This is a genomic window from Spongiibacter taiwanensis (assembly GCF_023702635.1).
In the GTDB taxonomy this organism is placed as follows: domain Bacteria; phylum Pseudomonadota; class Gammaproteobacteria; order Pseudomonadales; family Spongiibacteraceae; genus Spongiibacter; species Spongiibacter taiwanensis.
Window position 1 is genome coordinate 944,639 of sequence record NZ_CP098455.1, and the last position, 21,808, is coordinate 966,446.

Below are 21,808 nucleotides of genomic sequence, written 5' to 3' on the forward strand. Positions count from 1 at the left end.
TATCAGTTATTTTTATCACTGTCCGCAAGCGAAGTGTTTGGCCCAAAGCCACAGCAGCCAATCTGGCGACTCGCCTTAAGCGAACGACATTGTCTGGCACCCCCGGCACCGGGACAATGACACCGGCAGACAGATAATTTGATAATTTTTTACAGCCCGTGCGACACCCTTTCAGCCGCTGTTACCTTGCAAGCGGCACGTGAAATTGACCCTGAAGACGACACAGAATTGACATAAAAATACAGATTCTGATGTTTTTAAAATATGACTCAGGATTAATCTAACAGCGATTGACAAGCACAAGGCTTTTTCCGTTTATTAACCTCAGCGAAGCGCGCGACGACCACCATCAAGCGCCCCGAAGCCCCGCTATATTTCAATCACAAAGCGGACTTTTTACCGCCGCCATAAAATGGAACCGGGATGAAACAGCTTTCACAAATCGACTCCATCTTTGTATATAACGAGAGCGCCCACCAGCCACTGCACATCAGCCCAATTCTTATTTATGACCAGAGCACCGCCAAAAATGGTGTGCGCTTCAAGGATATCCTGGCGCGATTTCAGGAGCGCATTCACAAATCTCCGGTGTTTCGGCAACGTCTGGTCAGGGTGCCGCTCAATCTGGATAGTCCCTACTGGGTAGAAGATGAGCACTTCGATCTGGAGTTTCATGTTCGCCACCTGTCACTGCCCAAGCCCGGCGACTGGCGGCAGTTTTGTATACTGCTGGCCCGTCTGCACAGTCGCCCCCTCGATCTGAATCGGCCGCCCTGGGAGGCATATATCATTGAAGGCCTGGACAACATCAATGGCATGCCTCCTGGCGCCTTTGCCATGTACCTGAAAATTCATCACTGTGCTATCGACGGCGCTACCGGCAACCAGATCATTGAGGCCCTCCACGACCTGCAACCCGATGCGCGTCCTACAAGCTATCCCGATAACTGGCAAGGTGAGGCACCGCCAAGCACCCTCACGCTGCTCAAAAACGCCGCCGTCAACGCCATGCGCTCGCCATCCCGGGCCGCCAAGCTAGCCAAGCACGCCTACACCTCCCATTTCGCTGAGAAAAAGGGCTTTCAGGGGCGCGCCTTTGAAAACCACGAGGTGAAGGAGCGCATTCGTTTCAACGAATCGATCACGCCCCACCGGGTTTTCGGCGGCTTTCGGATGAACCTGCAGGATTTGAAAGAGATAAAAAATATCGTTGGCGACTGCACTCTCAATGACGTGGTGCTCAGCATTGTCGGCGGTGCCATGCGACGTTACCTGATGGAGAAAGGCGAATTGCCCGAGCACTCGCTGGTGGCGGGTGTCCCCATCAGTACCCGCAGCGTCGAACAAAACACCACCGAGGGCGGCAATCAGGTGGCTGGCATGCGCTTGCATTTGCGCACGGACATCGCCGATCCCTTGCAGCGACTGCGGCTGATTCACCAGGACGCCGTCGCCTCCAAAGCCTACGCAAACGCCATCGGGGTGGAGCGTATGTCCACCATTCTCAACTCCATTCCCGCAGGTCTTGCTTCGGTGGGAATGCGGGTGGTGTCTTCCACCCACCTGGCGGCCCGGGCGCCCCTGCTCCACACCATAATCACCAACGTACCCGGCCCCCAATTCCCAATGTATATGGCGGGGGCCAAAGCAGGATTGTGGCTCGGTGCAGGCTGCCCACTCGATGGCACGGGTTTGTTTCACACCGTTAACAGCTACTACGGCAGTATCACCCTCACCTTTATCTGCTGCCGAAAAATGATGCCCGACCCCGACTTTTACCATCAGTGCATCACCGGCGCTTTTCATGAGCTGCAACAACAGTCTCTGGCGCTGGCCAAAAAGTCTGCTCCGGCAAAGTCAGTAGGCTCATCCAGTCAGAGCAGAACCGCTAAAGCCTCGGCAAAAAGTACACGATCGAAAAAAGCAGTTACAACGGGTACGACAGCAACGCGGGCCCCGGCAAACAAAGCACCGACAAAAAAAGTTCAGGCAAAAAAGGCCCCGGCTAAAAAGGCCAATCAGACCACATCCGGCACAACGGCCTCTGGCACTTACTAAGGATCTACTGATGAGCTGGCAAAGTTTTCTATTCAATTTATTTCTCCGCCTGCGCCGACGCATACTCTGCCATCACGACCAGTTCAATGCGCTGCGCGAGCAGGTGGCCAAACTTGACGGCCGGCGGGGGCGCAAACTCGGCGTCGTGCCCGGCATGCGCCGGGAACAATGGGGAGAGTACGACTGCGATCACTACTGCCCCGACCGGGTCGCGGCGCTGCCCATTGCCAAGCGCAAAGTAGTGATCTACTACCACGGCGGCGCTTACTGCCTACGCGCCCCCCACCTCTACGGTATGACCTTGCGGACGTTCTGCGATGGTCTGCAGAGTGAGGGGTTCATGGCCGATTACCGGCTTGCACCGGAACACCCCCACCCTGCGGGCGAAGCCGACTGCCTGGATGCCTATCGCAGAGTGCTGGCCCTCGGCTATTCACCGGCCAATATTGTGATGATGGGCGATTCAGCTGGGGGCGGTCTCAGTTTGACGACCCTGCAGGCACTAAAGCAGTCCAATCTGCCGCTGCCCTGCGGGCTGGTGCTGATTTCACCGGCGGGTGACTGGCATTTGACTGGCGCGTCCTATTACCTGAATCAAGGAAAAGACCCGATGTTTCACATCGCGTCCTTTCTGTTTTTTCGCAAACTCTACTGCGGTGACGACAACGATCTGATTGCCGGCATGTCACCTTTATCGGGGGATTTCAGCAACTTCCCCCCCAGCTATATCACTACCAGCGACACCGAACTGATGCGCGATACTGCGGTGGAAATTCATGACAAGATCCGCGCCAGCGGCGGACACAGCACCCTGTCTATGGCCCGTGGGCTATGCCACGTATACCCCCTGCTGGGATTCATGCCAGAGGCGAAAAAGGCCCGGCAACAGATCATCGAATTTGCCAGGCAATGCCTGGCCGCCGGTGCGGCAGAGTAAGCGCAACCCGAATAACCCAACTGTCGCAAGCCGCTATAAAAAGAACCTGCAGGAGAACATCATGGCCATCGATTACTTCCAACTCACGGGCAAAACGGCCCTAGTCACCGGCGCCTCCAGTGGCCTGGGCGAGCACTTTGCCCGGGTGCTGGCCAGCGAAGGCGCGACGGTGGTGGTGGCCGCCCGCCGGGAGGAGAAGCTGGCCGAATTAGTGGCCGACATAAACGCCAATGGCGGTACAGCACACGCCCTAAAACTCGACGTGGCCGACAAGAATAGCGTCGCAGACGCCTTTGCCACCGTCGAGCGCGATATCGGCGGCATCGATATTCTGATTAACAACGCCGGTGTGGCCACCGCCCCCACCCGCTTCGTTGAAATGTCTGAGGAGGACTGGCACTGGGTGCTGGATACCAATCTCAATGGCGCCTGGCGAATGGCACAAGCTGCCGCGAAACAGATGATCGCGAAAGGGACAGCCGGCAGCATCATCAACGTCGGCTCCATTTATGGCCTGCATACTGGCGTGCTCAAAGCGAACTATAACGTTGCCAAAGCGGCCGTGGTGCAGCTGACAAAATCCATGTCGATGGAGCTTAGCCGCAATAACATTCGCGTAAATAGCCTTTGCCCTGGATGGTTCTACACAGAGATGAACGAAGATTATTTTTCTTCTGAAGCGGGCGAGAAATACATCAAAGGCTTTCCCACCAAGCGCCTTGGTCGCCTTGACGAACTCACCGTGCCACTGCTGCTTCTGGCGAGTAACAATGCTGGCGGCTACATCAATGGCAGCAGTATTACCGTGGACGGCGGTTTAGTTGAGTCGCCAATCTAAGCTGCCATCCAGCGAGTACGCCGTCGTCAATCACAATAAATATCGAACAAATACCCGCGAGGCCAGCCCATGACCACCGCCATCCCCTCCAGCATACGCAGCTTCACCGCGCTGATCGATTACCATGCCCAGACTCGGCCGGAGCACCCCGCCTTAATTTGCGGCGACCGCACCCTCTCCTACCTTGGTTTGCAGGCCAGCGCCTCCCGTCTGACGACCGCCCTGAGTCACCATGGTGTGGGCGCGGAGGACAGGGTTGGAGTGCTGGCCAAAAACTGCGCCGAATTTGTCGAGTTATTACTGGCCTGCAGCAACCAAGGCGCGGTGTGTGTGGGACTCAACTGGCGCCTGGCTGCAGCGGAATTAAAGTACATCATCAATGACTGCCAGGCGGGCATTCTCTTTGTCAGCCGCGAGTTCGCCCCGCTCTTGCATGCGCTCGCACCTGAACTCCCCGCACTACAACAGGTGGTGATTATCGATGGCAACAACGACCAGACATCCTCCTGGCCATCATTGGCGCAATGGTTGGACGACGCGCCGACATCGCCGGCTCCCGAAATCAAGGCGCTCGATCCCCACAGCGCCCCAGACCGTGCGATAGTGCAGCTCTACACCAGTGGTACCACGGGCAACCCCAAGGGGGTGGTACTGCCCCAGCGGGCATTTTTTGACCCCTGGCAATTTGAGAACGATGCCCGCCTATCCTGGAATGACTGGGGAGATGACGACGTCTCGCTGCTGGTCATGCCGCTGTTCCATGTCGGCGGTGTGGGATTGTTGTGTATGGCATTACGTGGCGGTGCGACGACGGTCATTGAGGCCGAATTCAACCCCGTGCAGGTAATGACCCTGGTGCCCGAGCACCGCATCACCAAGAGTTTTCTGGTGCCCGCCGCCATCCGCGCGCTGATATTGACCCCGGGCGCACAGGAGGCCGATTGGTCTTCCCTGCGACTGATGCTCTACGGCGCGGCCCCCATGCCCGAGTCGCTGTTGCTTGAGGCCATGCAAACCCTGGGCTGCGAATTTGCCCAGCAATACGGCATGACTGAATTGTGCGGCACCGTGGTCCATCTTCCCACGGCAGACCACGTGCCCGGCAGCCCCAGGCTGCGCGCGGCGGGCCTGCCCCTGCCCGGCACCACCATTAACATCATCGACGACCAGGGGCGGCCACTGCCCGCCAATAAGGTGGGCGAAATTATCGTGAAATCACCGGCGGTCATGCTCGGTTACTACGGCCTGCCCGAGGCTACCCAAAAAACCCTGGTTGCTGGTTACATCCACACCGGCGACGCCGGGTATTTTGACGACGACGGCTATCTCTATATTTTCGACCGCATGAAAGACATGATTATCAGCGGCGGCGAAAACGTCTATCCCATCGAAGTCGAAAACGTCCTCTACAAGCACCCCGCGGTCACCGACGCTGCGGTCATCGGAGTGCCAGATGAACGCTGGGGCGAAGCGGTATTGGCGGTAATAGTGCTCGCCGACGGACAGAGCATTGAGGCCGATCAACTTATTGCCTACTGCAAACAGCATCTGGCGGCCTTCAAATGCCCTAAGCGAGTAGCATTTGTCACCGAGCTGCCGCGCAATCCTTCGGGCAAAATTCTGAAGAAAAGCCTGCGCGAACCTTACTGGCAAGGTCAACAACGCCGCGTCTAGGCAGGCGGCGCCCAACCTGCCCTGCGCTGACCCAGCGGCGGCGGGCTCGCTGCCCTTGGCGACATTGTACAATCTCCCCGTCAGACACTATTATTCAGCGCAACAAAGCCAATCAGGACATCAGCCTGCCTGGCTTGCCGGCAAATCAAATAACACCTGGGAGTGACTTTGGGCAGACCATCCAAACCGATTATTTCGAAAGAGCGCGCCACACTTGCAGCTCTTGAGGTTATCGATAGCGAAGGACTTGATGGGCTTAGCCTGCAACGGGTCGCAAAAAAGCTGGGTGTGAAAGCACCGTCGCTCTATTACCACTTTGAGAACAAAGCAGAGATGCTGGCATCAGTCGCACGACTGATTCTGAATCAGGCTGCCATTCCCCAGGCGACCCCCGGTACAGATTGGCGGGAAACGCTGGTCCAGCAGGCCATTGCCGCCCGTCACTCCATTCTTCTTCACCCCAATGCGGCGCCGCTGATGCTGCAGTTTTTTCCGCGCCAGCTGATGATGGGGGCCTACGAATCCTGGATTAAGCGCTACGACGTCAAGCCAGAGTTGCAGATGATGGTGCTGGAAGGGGTGGAAAAACTGACCTTTGGCTCCGCTCTGCTCGGCGCCATGAGCCGGGCCAACGGCATCGACCCCGGATTTGCTATCAATAGCGAAAAATATCAGCACTTCGCCCGGGCTACCCAAGCGGCCCAGGGCAATGAGGACACTATTTTCGAAGCCACGGTACGGCGGTTTTTATCAGCCTTCTAACGCCGATGTTTCGTACCCTTCGTGTATTGGGCAGCCTAAGACCGGTTAACACTGATTAGATTATGACTGAGAGCAGCGCCGCCCGGCCCCTCGGCTTACGGCTAAAAAGGCGTCACAGTTCAATTGGTCTTAAACCCTAAATAAAGCCCTTGAGATCGGCCAGGAACGCGGTCAACTGATCGTGGTGCAACCAATGGCCGGCTTTCTCGTAGTGAATGATTCGCGCATCCTGAAAGCACTGAAAACGCCCATTATCCTCGGGTGATTCCATAAAAGATTCCCGCCCCCAGGCCAACAGCGTCGGGCATTGAATCATGCCGATCAGCTCCTTGATCTGCGCCTCGGTAATATCCATGGGGCTAAGGTGGCGGCAGTAATTATCAAACTTCCAACTGTAACTGCCGTCCTCATTTTGGCAAATGCCGTGCACCGTCAGATGCCGCGCCATTTCATCACTTAGATGGGTGTTCTTTTCCTGCATCCGGGCGAGGGCTTCGTCAATTGAGGTGTAGCGACGCGGGGTGCGCGACGACAAGCCCTGGCGGTAGGCCACCCAGTCGCGCATTTTCTCGGCGTAGCTTCGGGTCTGGGCGCCATCGATAATGTCGGGGTTCATCCCCAGGCCTTCGATCAACACCAGCTTGCGGACTTTTTCCGGGTAGATTGCCGCGTATCGCATGGCGATGGTGCCGCCCATGGAGTGGGCCACCATAGTAACCGGCGCCAGATTTTTTTGGTCAATCAGCTGATACAGATCGCACAGGTAGGCATCGTAGCTGTAATAGCCGTCGCGAGACCAGGCGCTGTCACCATGTCCGCGCAGATCCGGCGCAATAACATGCCAGTCATGGCGTAACTCCCGGGCAATCCAGTCCCAGTTTCGGCAGTGATCCTGGCCGCCGTGGAGCAGTACCAACGGCGGCGCGCCATGATTGCCCCAGTCCACATAATGCAGACGCAGGCGCTGGGAATAATAAGTATGCGAGGTGGGCCCGACCAGTTCCATGTATTGCACTCCTACAACCCGCACCGGACAAAATACCGGGACGGCTTTTCAAGAAGTAACCGGCTGGCCACCGCTTGAAAACAGTCCCAGTGGCAGTCTAGCCTGCCTCCAGTGCGCGCCAGATTATAGTACGCTGAATTTCGTTGGTCCCACCATAAATGCTCTGGGCGCGCTCAAACAAGTAATCATCCCAGGCTTTCACCACAAAGGCCGGCGTGGCGCCCAAGCGGGCAAACCAGTCGCTGCAATTCATGTCGGGAAAGGCCGTTGCACCGGCCAGCTCAGTAAACAGCTCGGTGATCCCCTGGGCGCATTCAGTGCACTGGATTTTGAGACTGGAAATCGCCGCTGGGGGCAGATCGCCACTCAGCCCTCGCAGCACGGACACCTCCAGCACCGCAACGCGCACCTCCATGGCCGCCAATTTGTGGGCGAACAAGGGGTCATCCAGCATGATCCCACCGACTCCATCACGACACTTACTGGCCAGGCGGCGCAGTCGCGCCAGGTCGGCCTTTTTCTTGCCGATATGGGCGTAAGACAGGCGCTCGTTACCCAACAGCACATTGGCGTAATGCCAGCCCCTGCCCTCTTCGCCAATACGATTGCACTGGGGCACCCGCACATTGTCAAACTCGACCCGATTCAACTCATGGGCGCCATTCATCGAAATAATCGGCTGCACCGACACCCCGGGCGAGCGCATGTCGATACACAAAAAGGTAATCCCTTCCTGCTTGCGCCCCCCCCGGCTGGTTCGAACCAGGCAAAAGATCCAGTCTGCCCAGTGACCTTGTGTCGTCCAGATTTTGGTGCCATTGACCCGATAATCGTCGCCATCCACCACCGCGGCAGTGCGCAGGCTGGCAAGGTCGGAGCCGGACTCGGGCTCGGAATAGCCCTGAGCCCAAAAGTGGGTGGAACTGAGAATATTCGGCAGCCAGCGCTGTTGTTGCTCGGGGCTGCCAAAGGCGGCCAGAATCGGACCGAGATAAATCACCCCCATGGGAATGATATTCGCCGCACCGGCCAGCTCCAGCTCAGACTCAAATAGATACCGCTGCACCGGTGTCCAGCCCGGCCCTCCGTGCGCTTTCGGCCAACCAATGCCCAGCCAGCCGCGCGCCTGTAAGGCCTGCTGGGAGCGAACCTGATCAGCCTTGGTAAGGCGCTCCCCCCGGGCAATTTTCTGCTTGATGTCGAGGGGGTAGTCCTCAGCAAAAAATCGCCTGACTTGCTGCTGAAAATCCAGGTCCTCGGCGCTGAGCTGCAAATTCACCCCGGCACCTCAATCAATATCGATCACAATTTTGCCGAAGTGACCGCCGCGCTCTTGGCACCGAAAAGCATCGGCCAGCGCCTCCAGCGGAAAGTGTGTATCAGCCACCGGCCGAATCCCGAGCTGGTCAATGGCGCGGATCATATCGAGCTGATCCTGTCGGCTGCCGACAATCACACCCTGCACCCGCAATTGACGTCCCATGATCACATCGGTGGGCACCGCGCCCTCATTGCGCCCGGCTAACACGCCAATCATGGCGATATGCCCGCCCTCGGCGCTGGCATATATTGACTGACCAAAGGTGCCGGCACCGCCAACCTCCACCACATGATCGACCCCCTTGCCGTCGGTAAGCCGTTGCACTTCCTTTGACCATTTGGGATGGCTGCGATAATTAATCAGTTCGTCGGCCCCGAGGGCTTTCAGCCGTTCCAGTTTTTCATCGGATGATGACGTGGCAATCACTCGGCAGCCTGCTGCCTTGGCAAATTGCAGGGCAAACACCGATACCCCGCCGCTCCCCTGGACCAACACCGAATCGCCGGGCTTGATGCCGCCATTGATGACCAGTGCTCGCCAGGCGGTAACCCCAGCGCAGGGCAGCGTCGCAGCCTCGGCAAAGTGGTACCCCGCCGGCATTGGTGTCAGCCCAGTGACCGGCAAGGTAATTTCCTGACGGGCGTAGCCGTCGCGGCGATCCCCCATCATGCCACCGTGATGGCGCATCAACGCTTTCCCGGCAGGGCAATCAGCAAAGAAGGTGCCCACTACCTTGTCGCCAACGGCAAACTCGGTTACCCCGTCACCAAGGGCGATCACCTCCCCGGCACCATCGGACAGGGGAATGCGACCATCTTCAGTGGGCAGTACGCCGATCGCAACGAGGTAGTCGTGATAATTCAGGGAGCTGGCATGCAGACGAACCGTCACCTCCCCCTGCGCCGGCGGCGGGGAGGCGATCTCGTCCAGGTAAAGATTATCCAGGCCACCGGGCTTGCGTACGCGAATTGCTTTCATAACATCAGCTTCGTATTTTGCGACCAAAAGAGCCGCTGGGCTGCCATCAGCCCAGCGGTCGGCAGACGGTTACCCTGTAGCCGCCTTGGGGATGAAGATGGTTTTGCCCTGGGTGAACTCCAGCAGCCCTTCCAAACCGTTTTCCACCCCGATCCCGGAATGCTTGTGCCCGCCTAGGGGAGTGCTCGGTGTGGTTTGCAGGTTTTGGTTAATCCAGACCGTGCCGGTATCCAGGCGTTTGGCTACCGCCACTGCCTGATCAATATCCTTGGACCAAACCGCACCGGCCAGCCCGTATTCGCTGTTATTGGCCCGGGCGATCACCTCGTCAATATCCTGATAGCGCAGCAGCGGCAAAATCGGGCCAAAGGCCTCCTCCTTCACCACCACCTCGTCCTCAGGCGGATTATCCACTAAGGTCAGCGGCAAAAAGTAGCCCTGATCAGGCACTGGCCCGCCGTCCAATACCGTAAGGCCTCTAGACTTGGCATCGGCAATAATGCCTTTCACCCGCTCAAACTGGGGGCGGTTTTGCAGCGGGCCAAACACGCTGTCGGACTGGTCACCCGGGCCCACTTTCATGGTCTTGGCCAGCGCGTGCAATTTGTCGCGCAGGGCATCGTAAATGCTGTCGTGAATATACAGACGCTTGGTGGCAATACAGACCTGGGCGGTGTTGAAGAAGGCCCCCATAAACAGCTGGGGGGCGACCTCGTCCAGATCAACATCTGGCAAGACAATACAGGCATCGTTGCCGCCCAACTCCAGGGTCACCCGCTTCAGGTCCTGGGCCGCTGACGCCATGATGCGCTTGCCGGTGGCGGTCGAACCGGTAAAGGAAATTTTGGCGAAGCCGGGATGGGCAGTCATCATCGGGCCCAGTTCATCGCCACCGCTGATCACGTTCAGCACGCCCGGAGGCAACACATCGCGCAGGATCTCACCAATCCGCAAGGTCGCCAGCGGGGTGAAGGGCGACGGCTTGAGCACCATCGTGTTGCCCGCGAGCAAGCCGTGGGACATCTTCCATGAGGCCAGCAGCACGGGAAAATTCCAGGGCACGATGGCACACACCACCCCAATGGCTTCCCGGTGAACTTCTACCCGGCGACGCTTGGAGTCTTCTACCACCTCAACCGGCAATTCAAATCGGGCCATGCCTTTAAACCACATGCCCGCACCCATAACCTCTTCCCGAGCCTGTTTCAGCGGGCGCCCTTGTTCAGCGGTGAACAGGGCCGCCAGCTCGTCGGCATTGGCGAGAATCGCGTCGCCCGCGGCGACCATCAGCGCGGCCCGCTCCGCGTGGGGCAAACCCTTCCAGGCGGGCAGCGCCGCCTGGGCTGCAGCAACAGCCGCATTCAGGTGACTCTCGCTCGCCCGGGGCGCCTGGGCAAATACCTCAGCGGTTGCCGGATTAACGACCTCCAACACCTCGGCGGAGGCAACCCCTTCTCCGTTGATGGTCATCGTTACTTCTGCTGTCATAACCTTAACCTCTGTGGTACCCCATGCTCACCGGGATACGCTGGTGATAGCAATACCCAGCCAATTGGCTGTAATCAATTTGGCATCACTGTGTGTGTGTACTGCACCGGCTCCTAGGAGAGTGTTTCAACGTACCCGGGGCAGCGTTTCATGGGCGTCTTTGTACTTGGTCCTCAAGGCGGGTTTGGCAATTTTCCCGGTGGCCAGCCGCGGTAGCGGCTCACTCTCCAGCGCAACATAGCGAGGTACTTTGTAACTGCTCAAATGCTCGTTGCAGTGAGCGATCACCGCCTCGACGGAAACCCCCTCGCCATAAATAACAGCCAGTGGTGTCTCGCCAAATTTGTCATCCGGCGCCGCAAACACGGCAACCTCAGCAACCCCTTGTACCTCGGATATCACCCGCTCCAGCTCCATCGCGGAGATATTCAGACCACCGGAGATAATGATGTCCTTCAAACGGTCCAGGAAGGTGATCAAGCCCGTTTCGTCGGCCATGCCCAGATCACCAGTATGCAGCCAACCGTCCTTGATCGTTTCGGCGGTTTTTTCCGGGTCGTCCCAGTAACGGTCCATAACACCGGGCCCCTGAATCACAATTTCCCCCGGAGTATTGGGTGGGCAGAAATTGCCACTGTCGTCCTTGATCGCGAGCTTGGTGAAGGCCGAGCCCCGGCCACACTTATCTGGATCACTGATCGCGCTGGTGTCGGTACTAACGGTCGCCTGACCACCAGCCTCAGTTTGGCCATACAGCTGACGCACCAGCACATCCTTGGCCAACCACGCCTCCAGCAATTTTTGCGTGACCCGAGCCCCACCCACGGTGCAGAAACGGATCGAGGACAGATCAGCATCGGCAAATTTCGGCGACGCCATCATCATCTCCAAAAAGATCGGCGCGCCCTGCACTGAGGTAATCCGATGCTGCTGAATCAGGTCGATCGCCCGATCCGGGTCAAAACTCTCTTCGATAAACACGGTGGCGCCGTAATGAAAATACTGGGTGGACACCACATAGCCAGCCGAGGTGCAGAACGGACCGAAAATCACCACTTTGCAATGGGCCACAGGAACAAAGGGGAAGGTGACGGCGGTATCCGAGGCATAGGCTGTGAGGGTGCGATGGGTATACACCACCCCTTTGGGGTAGCCGGTTGAACCACTAGTGGGAATGATCACCACATCGTCATCGGGGGTAATGATCGGCCGCACAACACGGGTATCTCGCGGCTGGTGGCGCAATTCATGGACAAACGACAGCGACTCAATCCGGGTGTTGCCGACTTTTTCTGCGGTCTTTTCTGCCAAGGATTTGCGATCATCGTCGTGGAACAACACCTTGGACTGGTAGCGCTCTCCAACGAGGTAGCTCACCTCGGAGACAGTGAACTTGGGATTTACCGGCGCCAGAATCAACCCGGCAACCATAGCGGCCTGGGAGACAATCAACCACTCCAGGCGATTGGTCGCCAAAATGGTGATCCGGTCGCCTTTCTCTAAACCGATGCCGGCCATCCAGTCGGCCACAGCATGGCTCCACTGGTAAAACTCCCGGTAAGTCAGCTGATCATCAGCGGTGACGATGGCCAGTTGCTCGGGGCGCTCCACCGCCCACCAATCGAAAACCTCTGTCAGGGTGTTGGCCACGATGACTCCTCTCATTATCTTTTTATAGGGCGACAAGTTATCTTATGATGTTAGTTTTGTGCAAGGCCGCAGCGGCGTCAAGAGCCCTGGCGGCCCAGATATGATACTCAGCCCAGCTTGCGGGCACGCAGGTGGACCGCACAAGGGCACGGCATCAAATCTGTTGCTACAGCATATACGCAGAATAAAAATTAGTTAATCGTTTAATTAAATTTTTGTTTGATTTAGAATCCTTTTACGCTCTCGGGCGCGGCAAAACCCGCGCTCGAAACACCAACTCTAATAAGGAGCCCTCCAGTGGATGACGCCATCGCCCATCTAGACCGTATGTTCAAGCCCAAAAGCATTGCGCTGGTTGGCGCCAAAGACCGCTCTGTCTGGTCGGTTTCGGCCTTCGATAATCTCAAGCGCGCCGGATTTCGCGGCAAGGTCCACCTTATCAACCCCAAAGGCGGGGTGATTCACGGCTGCGAGGCCCACACCAGCTGCGCTGCCGTTGGCGAGAAAATCGACGCCGCATTGCTGATGGTGCCAGAGTCGGTACTGCTAGACACCTTTGAAGACCTGCATGCCGCCGGTGTTGAAGCAGCGGTCATTCTGTCTTCGGGCTTTGCCGAAGCCGGGGCCGAAGGCGCCAGCAAGCAAAGAACCATGACCGAAAAAGCGCGCTCCTTGGGGATACGTCTGCTCGGCCCAAACTGCCTGGGCTTTGCCAACTACCTAGACAGCACCACCATCTGGTCAACGCCCCTGCGCGGCCCAGCGCCCAACCCCGCCGTTGCCATTGTCTCCCAAAGCGGCGCGCTGGCCGCCCAGTTAGCTCAATTCGCCCACCAGCAACGGGTATCGCTGACTCACATGATCTCCACCGGGAACGAGGCCGATGTCAGCGTTGCCGAGGTCATCGAGTATTTGAGTGCCCAGCCCGAACCCAAAGCCATTGCCCTGTTCCTCGAATCAGTGCGCGACCCCGAGGGCTTTATCAAAGCCGCCGCAGCGGCAAACCGGGCCGGCAAAAAGATTGTGGTGCTCAAGGTCGGCAGCAGTGAGGCAGCGGCCAAGGCCGCCCAGGCCCACACCGGCTCCCTGGTGGGTGACGACGCGGTGTTCAATGCCCTGTGCAAAAAGCTCGGTATTGTCCGGGTGCACTCACTGGAGCAGCTCATTGTCACCACCGACCTGTTCGCCAGCTTTAGCGACAAGATCGTCAAGAGCAAAGGGCTTGCCCTGATGGCGATGTCTGGCGGGCTGTGCGAGATTGCCGTAGACCAGGCCGAAGAAATTGGCCTGAACATCCCCCAGCTCCAGCCCGAAACCAAGGCCGCCCTGGCCGACGCGCTGCCCACCTTTGCCACACCGAACAATCCGCTGGATCTCACCGGCGGCGCCATGGTGGACCCCAGCTTGATCAGCACTGCGATCCGTATTATTTCCCAAGACCCGAACGTAGGCGCGGTGGGATTTGTCTTTGACGTGCCCGCCACTAACGACAAACGCAATTTTGCCAAGAACTTCATTGCCGAGGTCGCCGCCGGATTCAAGGCCATCGATATTCCCGGCCTGATGCTCAGCCACACCTTCAGCGCCGTCAGCAGCGAGGGCCGCGGCATGACCGACGAGTTTGGTATGGTCTACTCCGGCGGCGGCGTCAATCATGTGCTCACCGCAATGACCGACATCCTCGCAAGCGATGCCGCCTCGGCTGACGTATTGCCTGGCAGTACCGGCGCCGCCACCAGCGCCCGCCCCAACAGCGAGCGCGCGGTGCTGGATTACCTGGCCAGCCACGGCGCTGCCGTGATTCCCGCCCATGTGGTCACCTCGGCCGAACAGGCCGCCACTGCGGCAGAAACCCTGGCCGGGCCAGTGGTGCTGAAGATTCTGTCGGAGGATATTCAACATAAAACCGAAGTCGGCGGCGTAGCATTGAATATTGCTGGCCCGGAAGCGGCGGCCAAGGCCTACGAAGAGATTATGGCCTCGGTTACCAGCAAAGCGCCCAGTGCCAAAATTGAAGGGGTGATAGTGTCGCCCATGCGCGGCAAGGGGGTGGAGCTGTTTGTGGGCACCATGCGCGATCCCCAGTGGGGTCCGGCCATCACCCTGGGCCTGGGCGGCATTTGGGTTGAAGCTCTGAAAGACACCAGCCTGCGTCTGCTGCCTGTCAGCCGCGACGAGGTTAAAGAGATGGTCAGTGAACTACGCGGCGCCGTGCTGTTGGATGGCTTCCGGGGTGCGGCCAAGGTCGACCTGGATGCCCTGGCCGATACTGTGGTCGCCATTGGCAATGCCGCGCTGGCCCTGGGGCCAGAGCTGGTCTCCCTGGAAGTCAATCCAATTCTCGCCTCTGACCACGGCATTGAGGCCCTGGATGGCCTGGCGGTATGGGAGTGAGCACCATGATGAACCCGGAAACCACCCCGGTTATTGTCGCCGTTGGCGAGATCACTGATAAGCCCGCCGACATCAGCCAGGCCCTCGAACCGGTCGCGCTGATGGCCAAGGCCCTGGAAGCTGCTAACGCGGATGCGGGCGGCGGCCTGCTGAAGCAAATCGACAGCATTGACCTGGTTGGCCTGATCACCTGGCGCTATACCAATCCCGTCGGGCTGCTATGTGAAAAGCTCGGCATTGCGCCCGCCCGGCAACACAATGCCAGCATGGGCGGCGAAACCCCGATTCGGCTCATCCACGACGCGGCGCTGGCCATCGCTCGGGGCGAGCAGCGCGTCGCCGCCTTTGTTGGCGGCGAAGCAATGAACGCCATGGCCAAGGCCCGCAAGCAGGGTGTCAAACTGGATTGGACACCGCTGGCGAGCAAGGAAGAGGCCGTGCGCTTTGCCAATGACCGCATTGCGATCAGCCCGGTATCAAAATTGATCGGCGTGCGCGACCCCTCCCAGATGTACCCCCTGTATGAAATGGCCGCGCAAAAGGCCTGGCAGGAATCCCCCGCAGAGGGTGCACAGCACTCGGCCCAGTTGTGGCAGAAATTTGCGGCCGTTGCCGCAAACAACCCCTTTGCCTGGTTAACCGGCGCGCCCAGCGCTGACGAGATTGGCACGGTCTCCCCCAGCAACCGGATTATCTCCTGGCCCTACCCCAAGCTGATGGTCGCCAACCCATCGGTAAACCAGGGCGCAGCCATCATCGTCAGCTCCCTGGCCGCCGCCCGGGCCGCCGGCGTGCCCGAGGAGAACCTGATCTATATTCACGGCGGCGCCGCCGCCAGCGAGCCCGACGATTATCTGTTGCGCGACCGCTATGATCGCAGCGCCGCCCAAACTGCCGTACTGGAAAAGTCCCTGGAATTTGTCGGTGGCGATGCCAAAGGCTTTGCCAAGATGGAGCTGTACAGCTGCTTTCCAATTGTCCCCAAACTCGCACTGCGCTGCCTGGGTATCGATATCAACAGCAGCGAGCCCACCGTCACCGGCGGACTCACCTTCTTCGGCGGACCGCTAAACAACTATATGAGCCACGCCACCTGCGCCATGGTAAGAGCCCTGCGCGCCGCCCCGGGGGAAACCGGGCTGCTCTACGGTCAGGGTGGCTTTGTCAGCAAGCACCACAGCCTGATTGTTAGTAGCAAGGCGCCCCGGGAGCCCCTGGCAGAGGGTTACTCAGTTCAGAGCGTGGCCGATGCCGCCTACGGAGAAGTGCCGCCACTGCAAGACGATTACACCGGTGAGGCGGCAATCGAAACCTATACCATTCAATATGACCGAGATGGCCAGCCTCTGCAGGGTGTGGTGGTTGCCCTGGGCAAGCAGGGTCAGCGTTGTCTGTGTCGGGTCGACCCAGGTGATACGGCCAGCCTTGCACTGCTGCTGGATGAATCCCAATCCGCCGTGGGCCGCCCCGGCCAAGTCAGCATTGACGCCGATGGGCGTCCCAACTGGTCAACATTGTAGAGGCGCAGATGATGGATATTGCCTGGAGCGAAAAGGACAAAGCCTTTCAACAGGAAGTAAGACAGTTTTTTGCCGAAGCCCTGACTGACGACATTCGCCGGGCCGCCAAAGGCATGACCAGCGTTTACGCCGATCACGAGGCCTCCATGCACTGGCAGGAAAAACTGGTTGCCAAGGGTTGGGCCGCCCCCCACTGGCCCGTCGAATACGGTGGCTGCGACTGGAGCATTGCCCAGCACTATATTTTTGCCCGGGAACGAGCCATCGCCGGTGCGCCACCGCTGTCGCCCATGGGCATTCAGATGTGCGCCCCAGCAATCATTGCCTTTGGCAGCGAGGAGCAGAAGAACTTTTTTCTACCGCGCATGCTCAGTGGCGAACACTTCTGGTGCCAGGGCTATTCCGAGCCCGGAGCCGGCTCCGACCTGGCTTCACTGAAAATGTCGGCGGTCAGTGACGGCGACCACTATATTTGCAATGGCAGCAAGATCTGGACGACCCACGCAGATGAGGCCAATTGGTGCTTCTGTCTGGTCCGCACTGCCAAGGAAGATCGCCCCCAAAAAGGCATCACCTTTTTGCTGATTGATATGAGCACCCCCGGCATTGTGGTCAAACCCATTGTTTCACTCACCGGTGAGCATATTCAGAATCAAATATTCTTCGATGATGTGCGGGTTCCCAAAGCCAATGTTATTGGTGAAGAGGGCAAAGGCTGGACGGTGGCCAAGTACTTGCTGGAATTTGAGCGGGGCGGTGCCGCCTACGCACCGCTGATGCACGAACGGCTCAATGATATTCGCGAGCTGGCCAAGACCATCCCCGGCGATAACAGCCCGCGCTTAATCGAAGATCCGATTTTTGCTGCCAAACTCGCCAGCGTGGAAATCGAAACCGCCACCCTGGAAATGTACGAGCGCCAGGCCATGTCGGCAATTTCTGCCGGTGGCTCCCCCGGCATGTCGGCGTCGGTAATGAAAATTCTGGGCACCGAGCTGCAGCAACACGTCACCGAACTGGCTATTGATGCGGCCGCCTACGCTGGCCTGCCCTTTCAACCTCAGGCCGGCGCCCCTGGCGGCAAAGTGCTTTATCCATACAATCCCGATGAGTTTGTTGGGCCCACCGAAGCGGCCCTCGCGCCGCTGCGCTATTTCAACGAGCGGGCGGGTTCGATTTACGCTGGCTCCAATGAAATTCAACGCAACATCCTCGCCAAGGCCGCATTAGGTCTTTAATCGGCCCGCCCCGACGCTCACCACCGTTTCTCCGTCAATGACATAAAGGGAAAACGGCGGTGAGCGCTATCGATCAATAAAAATTATTCGTTCACGAACAAAAGTGATAGAACCTGCACCAGCAAATTCACTACCATACCCTGACGAAAACACTCTGCTGGAAACAGATATGAACGCTACTAATCAAAAACTCTGCATCTACTCCGGGGTCGTGTTTATGATCCTATTCGCCCTTGGCTGGGTGATCATTGGCGGCATGCTGCCCCCGATAGAACCAACTGCCAGCGCAGCCGAAGTCGCGACCTTTTATCAAACCGACACCTGGAAAATAAAGCTGGGCCTGATCCTCGCGGCCCTGTCCGTGACCTTTTATTTCCCTTGGGTAACGGCCCTGTCCACCCAGTTACGACGCATTGAGGGCAATGCCCCCCACATGGCCTGGACGCAACTGGCATCGGGCTGCATGGGCGCCATCATTATTTATTTGGCCTTATTTTTCTGGCTGGCCGCCACTTACCGGCCTGATCGAGACCCACAAATCACCTACCTGATCAACGACCTGGGCTGGTTGATATTTACCACCACGGTGGCCCCGTTTTTGATTCAGTTTATCGCGCTGGGATTAGGACTGCTCAACGACAAATCGGCCAAGCCGGTACTGCCCCACTGGCTTGGCTTTTACTGCCTGGTCTCGGGCAGTTTGTTTCTGCCCGCCGCGTTTATTTTCTTCTTTAAGACAGGCCCCTTTGCCTGGGATGGCCTGATCACCTTTTGGCTGCCGCTAACCGATTTCTTTGTGTGGATGGTGGTAATGACGATATACATGCTCAAAGTGGCAAATCGGGCCGAGTCACCGTAAATCGAGCAGGCGGGTCAAAATATGCGGCGGTGTGATGTACCTGTGTTGCAAAGCCGCTATTTTTTAAGCTGCATCTTCAGCACCTTGGCGATAGTACTGCCAAAAGGTGGGTCCATCATTCCAGCGATATCCCGATACCAACCCTGCTCAAAGATCGAGCGGGCATGGGAGAATCGCTTGAAGCCGGCATCCCCGCCCCAGTAGCTCCCCATGCCGCTGTGACCGACGCCACCGAAGGGCAAGCGGCTTTGGCTGAGATGCATCATCACCTCGTTAACCGCCACACCGCCCGAGAGGGTCTGGTTGATCACCTGTTGCTGACCCTGTTTGTCTTTGCCAAAATAATAGAGCGCCAGCGGCCGCTCACCGGCATTAACGTAGTCAATCGCTTCCTGCATATTCTGGTAGCCCTTGATAATCAGAATGGGGCCGAATACCTCCTCGCGCATCAGCAGGCTGTCGGCGGGCGGGTTAATCACCAAACAGGGATTGAACTGGCGCAGGGACTCATCTGCACCAATATCGATGGTGATAACTTCCGCACCGCGCTCTCGGGCATCCGCCAGCAGGCGGTGCATACGCTGAAAATGGCCATCGGTGGCAATAGACGCATAATCCTCTGCGCCGCGATCCGATGGGAAAAACGCGTTAATGCAGGCCTTGGCGTGACCGACAAAAGCCGCAATATTGTCACCGGGCAACAGCACATAGTCCGGCCCGATACAGGCCTGACCGGCATTGATCAAACGTCCACTGATGCAACGTTTCGCGGTATACGCCAGATCGGCATCAGCGGCAACAAAGACCGGTGACTTGCCACCCAGCTCCAGTGTTACTGGTGTCAGATTACGGGCAGCAGCGGCCATAATATGTTTGGCCGTGCCCGCGCTGCCGGTATACATCAGGTGATCGAAGGGCAATTCAGCAAAGGCCTTGGAGACCTCCACCTCTCCCAAAACCACCGCCAGCTCCGACTCGTCAAAGTACTTCGGCAACGTTTCTGCCATCAGCGCGGCGGTGGCTGGCGAAAACTCAGAGACCTTCACCATTACCCGATTGCCGGCGGAAAAGGCATCCATAGCGGCAACCATGGCCATCGCCAGAGGGCCGTTCCAGGGCACCATGACACCCACAACCCCCAGCGGTTGGTGACGGATATAGGTTTTTGCGCCCACCAGATTAAAGGGGAAATCCGGCGTGACCTTGTGGTCTTTCATCCACCCTTTCAGGTGCTTTTTAATGTGCTTGGCATGATTGAGGATGGGGATGATTTCCACCGCTTTAATAAACGCCGCGGGCTTGTGTTTCCAGTCAGCAATGGTCGCCTCAACAATGGCATCCTGCTGCTCGAGCACAAAATCCACACAGCGCTCGATACGGTTGAGCCTGACCGAGAGGTCGGGGATACCCGCCTCATGGAAACTGCGACGCTGAAGTGACAGCCGCGCCATTAGCGCTGAGGCGACATCGGCTTCGGCGCAAAAGGACGACTGACTTGCTGCAACCGTAGACATAGCTTTACTCCGTGAAATGGGGCGCGAGGCTGTGATTGTTATCTCAACGCGCCGTTGATGGAGAATAGGGCCTGTTAACACTAATTGAATTGCACCAGCTGGAGGTCATTTTTGCCTCCAGCTAGCTGGTACGCCGCCCGGGCGGAGGGAACGCAGTTTGGTCATTCCAAATAAGCGACCTCCAACAAAGCTGGGGGGAAAAAATGGCCCCAGCCCTCCGGGTTGTGGCTAAAAACCCGCCACTCTTCGTTGTTCGGACCCAAAGCACTCGCTGCGCTCGCGGGGCCAGCTTTCGTTCATTTGGAACCACCAAACCTCTCTCCTCACTCCTTGATTGGCGATTTTTTAGCCGCAACAGGCGCAATCCAATTAGTATTAACAGGCCCTAGGCCGCCTGTTTGCGCAGGCGGGCATGGCGCGCCAGATGGAAATCGACACTACCAAACTCGACCTCGATCTGGGTGGCGCGCCGGAAGTAGTGGGAGATATTCAACTCGTCGGTCATCCCCATACCGCCGTGCAACTGCACCGCATTCTGACCAATAAAGCGACACGCCTTGGCCACGGTCACCTTCGCCGCTGAGGTGTTAATCGCCCGCTCGATCGGGTCGGCATCAAGATTCAGGGTCGCCAGCAAACAGGCCGAGCGCGCCATTTCCAGCTGCATATACATATCCACCATGCGGTGCTGCAGGGCCTGAAAGTTGCCGATGGCCTGCCCGAACTGCTTTCGGGTTTTGCTGTAGCTCACCGTGTCTTCCTGAAGCACCGACAACACCCCGACCGCTTCGGCGCATTGGGCTGCCAGCGCGGTATCCAGCGCCATTTCCAACAGCGGTAATCCGCCATCCACAGGCCCCAGAAGATCATCTGCGGACACCCGAACCTGATCAAATTGCAGATCCGAGGCCCGCCGGCCGTCAATGGTCGGATAGTGTTTAGCACTGAGCCCGGCCCCATCGGCACTCACCAAAAACAACGAGACACCACTTGCGTCACCAGGGCCACCGGCGGTGCGGGCACTGACAATAAATGCATTGCTCCAGGGGCCGGCAATCACGACCGACTTATGTCCGCTGATCAGCCAGCCGTCGCCGTCCTTTTGCGCGACGGTCTCTATGGCCGCTGGGTTAAATCGGCTGTGAGGTTCCGACCAGGCAAGACTCACCACCGCGCGCCCTTCGATAATGTCGCCAATCCATTGCTGGGCCTTGGGGCCGCCATCGGCTTTTAACAAGGTGCCGCTGAGTACCGCCGTTTCAAGAAAGGGCTCGACGACCAGCGCCCGCCCCATTTCCTCCATCACTAACATGATGTCGACGGCGCCGCCATTCAAACCGCCCTGGGACTCGGGAAACGGCAGCGCAAGAATACCGAGTTCCTGCGCAAAGGCCTGCCAAATAGCCGGTTGCCAACCTGGCTCCGCCGCCGCGACTTCCCGGCGCTGCTCAAAGCGATAACGATCACTGAGAAATCCCTGCAGACTGCGACGCAATAATTGTTGCTCGTCAGTAAAGGAAAAATCCATTGGTGTATCCCCCGTTACCTTAGTGCTGGCATTTTATTTATAG

The 21,808-nt window shown here is 58.0% G+C and carries 16 protein-coding genes; 9 read left to right on the forward strand and 7 right to left on the reverse strand.

Annotated features, from left to right (window positions below; translation table 11 throughout):
* Positions 1–423: 423 nt before the first annotated feature.
* From NCG89_RS04445 to NCG89_RS04465, 5 genes are all read left to right on the forward strand, one after another.
* Positions 424–2,058, forward strand: coding sequence for a WS/DGAT/MGAT family O-acyltransferase (locus NCG89_RS04445; RefSeq protein WP_251088563.1), 1,635 nt, complete (start codon positions 424–426; stop codon positions 2,056–2,058).
* A gap of 10 nt (positions 2,059–2,068) precedes the next feature.
* Positions 2,069–2,995 carry an alpha/beta hydrolase gene (locus NCG89_RS04450; RefSeq protein ID WP_251088564.1) on the forward strand — a complete coding sequence of 309 codons (927 nt, stop codon included), beginning with the start codon at positions 2,069–2,071 and terminating at the stop codon, positions 2,993–2,995.
* Positions 2,996–3,056: 61 nt separating this feature from the next.
* Positions 3,057–3,833: an SDR family NAD(P)-dependent oxidoreductase gene (locus NCG89_RS04455; protein WP_251088565.1), complete on the forward strand. Its 777-nt coding sequence runs from the start codon at positions 3,057–3,059 to the stop codon at positions 3,831–3,833.
* A 69-nt stretch (positions 3,834–3,902) separates the two neighbouring features.
* Positions 3,903–5,507: a long-chain-fatty-acid--CoA ligase gene (locus NCG89_RS04460; protein ID WP_251088566.1), complete on the forward strand. Its 1,605-nt coding sequence runs from the start codon at positions 3,903–3,905 to the stop codon at positions 5,505–5,507.
* A gap of 168 nt (positions 5,508–5,675) precedes the next feature.
* Positions 5,676–6,269, forward strand: a complete 594-nt coding sequence (locus NCG89_RS04465; RefSeq protein WP_251088567.1) for a TetR/AcrR family transcriptional regulator — start codon at positions 5,676–5,678, stop codon at positions 6,267–6,269.
* 136 nt (positions 6,270–6,405) lie between these two features.
* Here NCG89_RS04465 and NCG89_RS04470 read toward each other — a convergent pair whose 3' ends face one another.
* The 5 genes from NCG89_RS04470 to NCG89_RS04490 form a co-directional block, all read right to left on the reverse strand.
* Positions 6,406–7,275 (reverse strand): alpha/beta fold hydrolase, encoded by an 870-nt coding sequence (locus tag NCG89_RS04470; RefSeq protein ID WP_251088568.1) that lies wholly within the window; start codon positions 7,273–7,275, stop codon positions 6,406–6,408.
* 97 nt (positions 7,276–7,372) lie between these two features.
* The gene (locus NCG89_RS04475) at positions 7,373–8,554 is read right to left on the reverse strand and encodes an acyl-CoA dehydrogenase family protein (RefSeq protein ID WP_251088569.1); all 1,182 of its coding nucleotides are present in this window, start codon (positions 8,552–8,554) and stop codon (positions 7,373–7,375) included.
* 9 nt (positions 8,555–8,563) lie between these two features.
* Entirely contained in the window at positions 8,564–9,574 is a 1,011-nt protein-coding gene (locus NCG89_RS04480) for a zinc-dependent alcohol dehydrogenase family protein (RefSeq protein ID WP_251088570.1), read from the reverse strand.
* A 69-nt stretch (positions 9,575–9,643) separates the two neighbouring features.
* Positions 9,644–11,062 carry an aldehyde dehydrogenase family protein gene (locus NCG89_RS04485; RefSeq protein WP_251088571.1) on the reverse strand — a complete coding sequence of 473 codons (1,419 nt, stop codon included), beginning with the start codon at positions 11,060–11,062 and terminating at the stop codon, positions 9,644–9,646.
* A gap of 126 nt (positions 11,063–11,188) precedes the next feature.
* Complete coding sequence (locus NCG89_RS04490) at positions 11,189–12,712, reverse strand: class I adenylate-forming enzyme family protein (RefSeq protein ID WP_251088572.1); 1,524 nt, start codon at positions 12,710–12,712, stop codon at positions 11,189–11,191.
* A 297-nt stretch (positions 12,713–13,009) separates the two neighbouring features.
* Between NCG89_RS04490 and NCG89_RS04495 the strand changes: the two genes are divergently transcribed.
* From NCG89_RS04495 to NCG89_RS04510, 4 genes are all read left to right on the forward strand, one after another.
* On the forward strand, positions 13,010–15,106 hold the full coding sequence (locus tag NCG89_RS04495; protein ID WP_251088573.1) for an acetate--CoA ligase family protein: 2,097 nt from the start codon (positions 13,010–13,012) through the stop codon (positions 15,104–15,106).
* Between the two features lie 5 nt (positions 15,107–15,111).
* On the forward strand, positions 15,112–16,626 hold the full coding sequence (locus NCG89_RS04500; protein ID WP_251088574.1) for an acetyl-CoA acetyltransferase: 1,515 nt from the start codon (positions 15,112–15,114) through the stop codon (positions 16,624–16,626).
* A gap of 8 nt (positions 16,627–16,634) precedes the next feature.
* Positions 16,635–17,864, forward strand: coding sequence for an acyl-CoA dehydrogenase family protein (locus NCG89_RS04505; RefSeq protein WP_251088575.1), 1,230 nt, complete (start codon positions 16,635–16,637; stop codon positions 17,862–17,864).
* A gap of 169 nt (positions 17,865–18,033) precedes the next feature.
* The gene (locus NCG89_RS04510; protein ID WP_251088576.1) at positions 18,034–18,723 is read left to right on the forward strand and encodes a hypothetical protein; all 690 of its coding nucleotides are present in this window, start codon (positions 18,034–18,036) and stop codon (positions 18,721–18,723) included.
* A 56-nt stretch (positions 18,724–18,779) separates the two neighbouring features.
* Here NCG89_RS04510 and NCG89_RS04515 read toward each other — a convergent pair whose 3' ends face one another.
* Positions 18,780–20,237, reverse strand: a complete 1,458-nt coding sequence (locus tag NCG89_RS04515; RefSeq protein ID WP_251088577.1) for an aldehyde dehydrogenase family protein — start codon at positions 20,235–20,237, stop codon at positions 18,780–18,782.
* 385 nt (positions 20,238–20,622) lie between these two features.
* A complete protein-coding gene (locus NCG89_RS04520) occupies positions 20,623–21,765 on the reverse strand; it encodes an acyl-CoA dehydrogenase family protein (RefSeq protein ID WP_251088578.1) in 1,143 nt (380 codons plus the stop codon).
* Positions 21,766–21,808 lie beyond the last annotated feature (43 nt).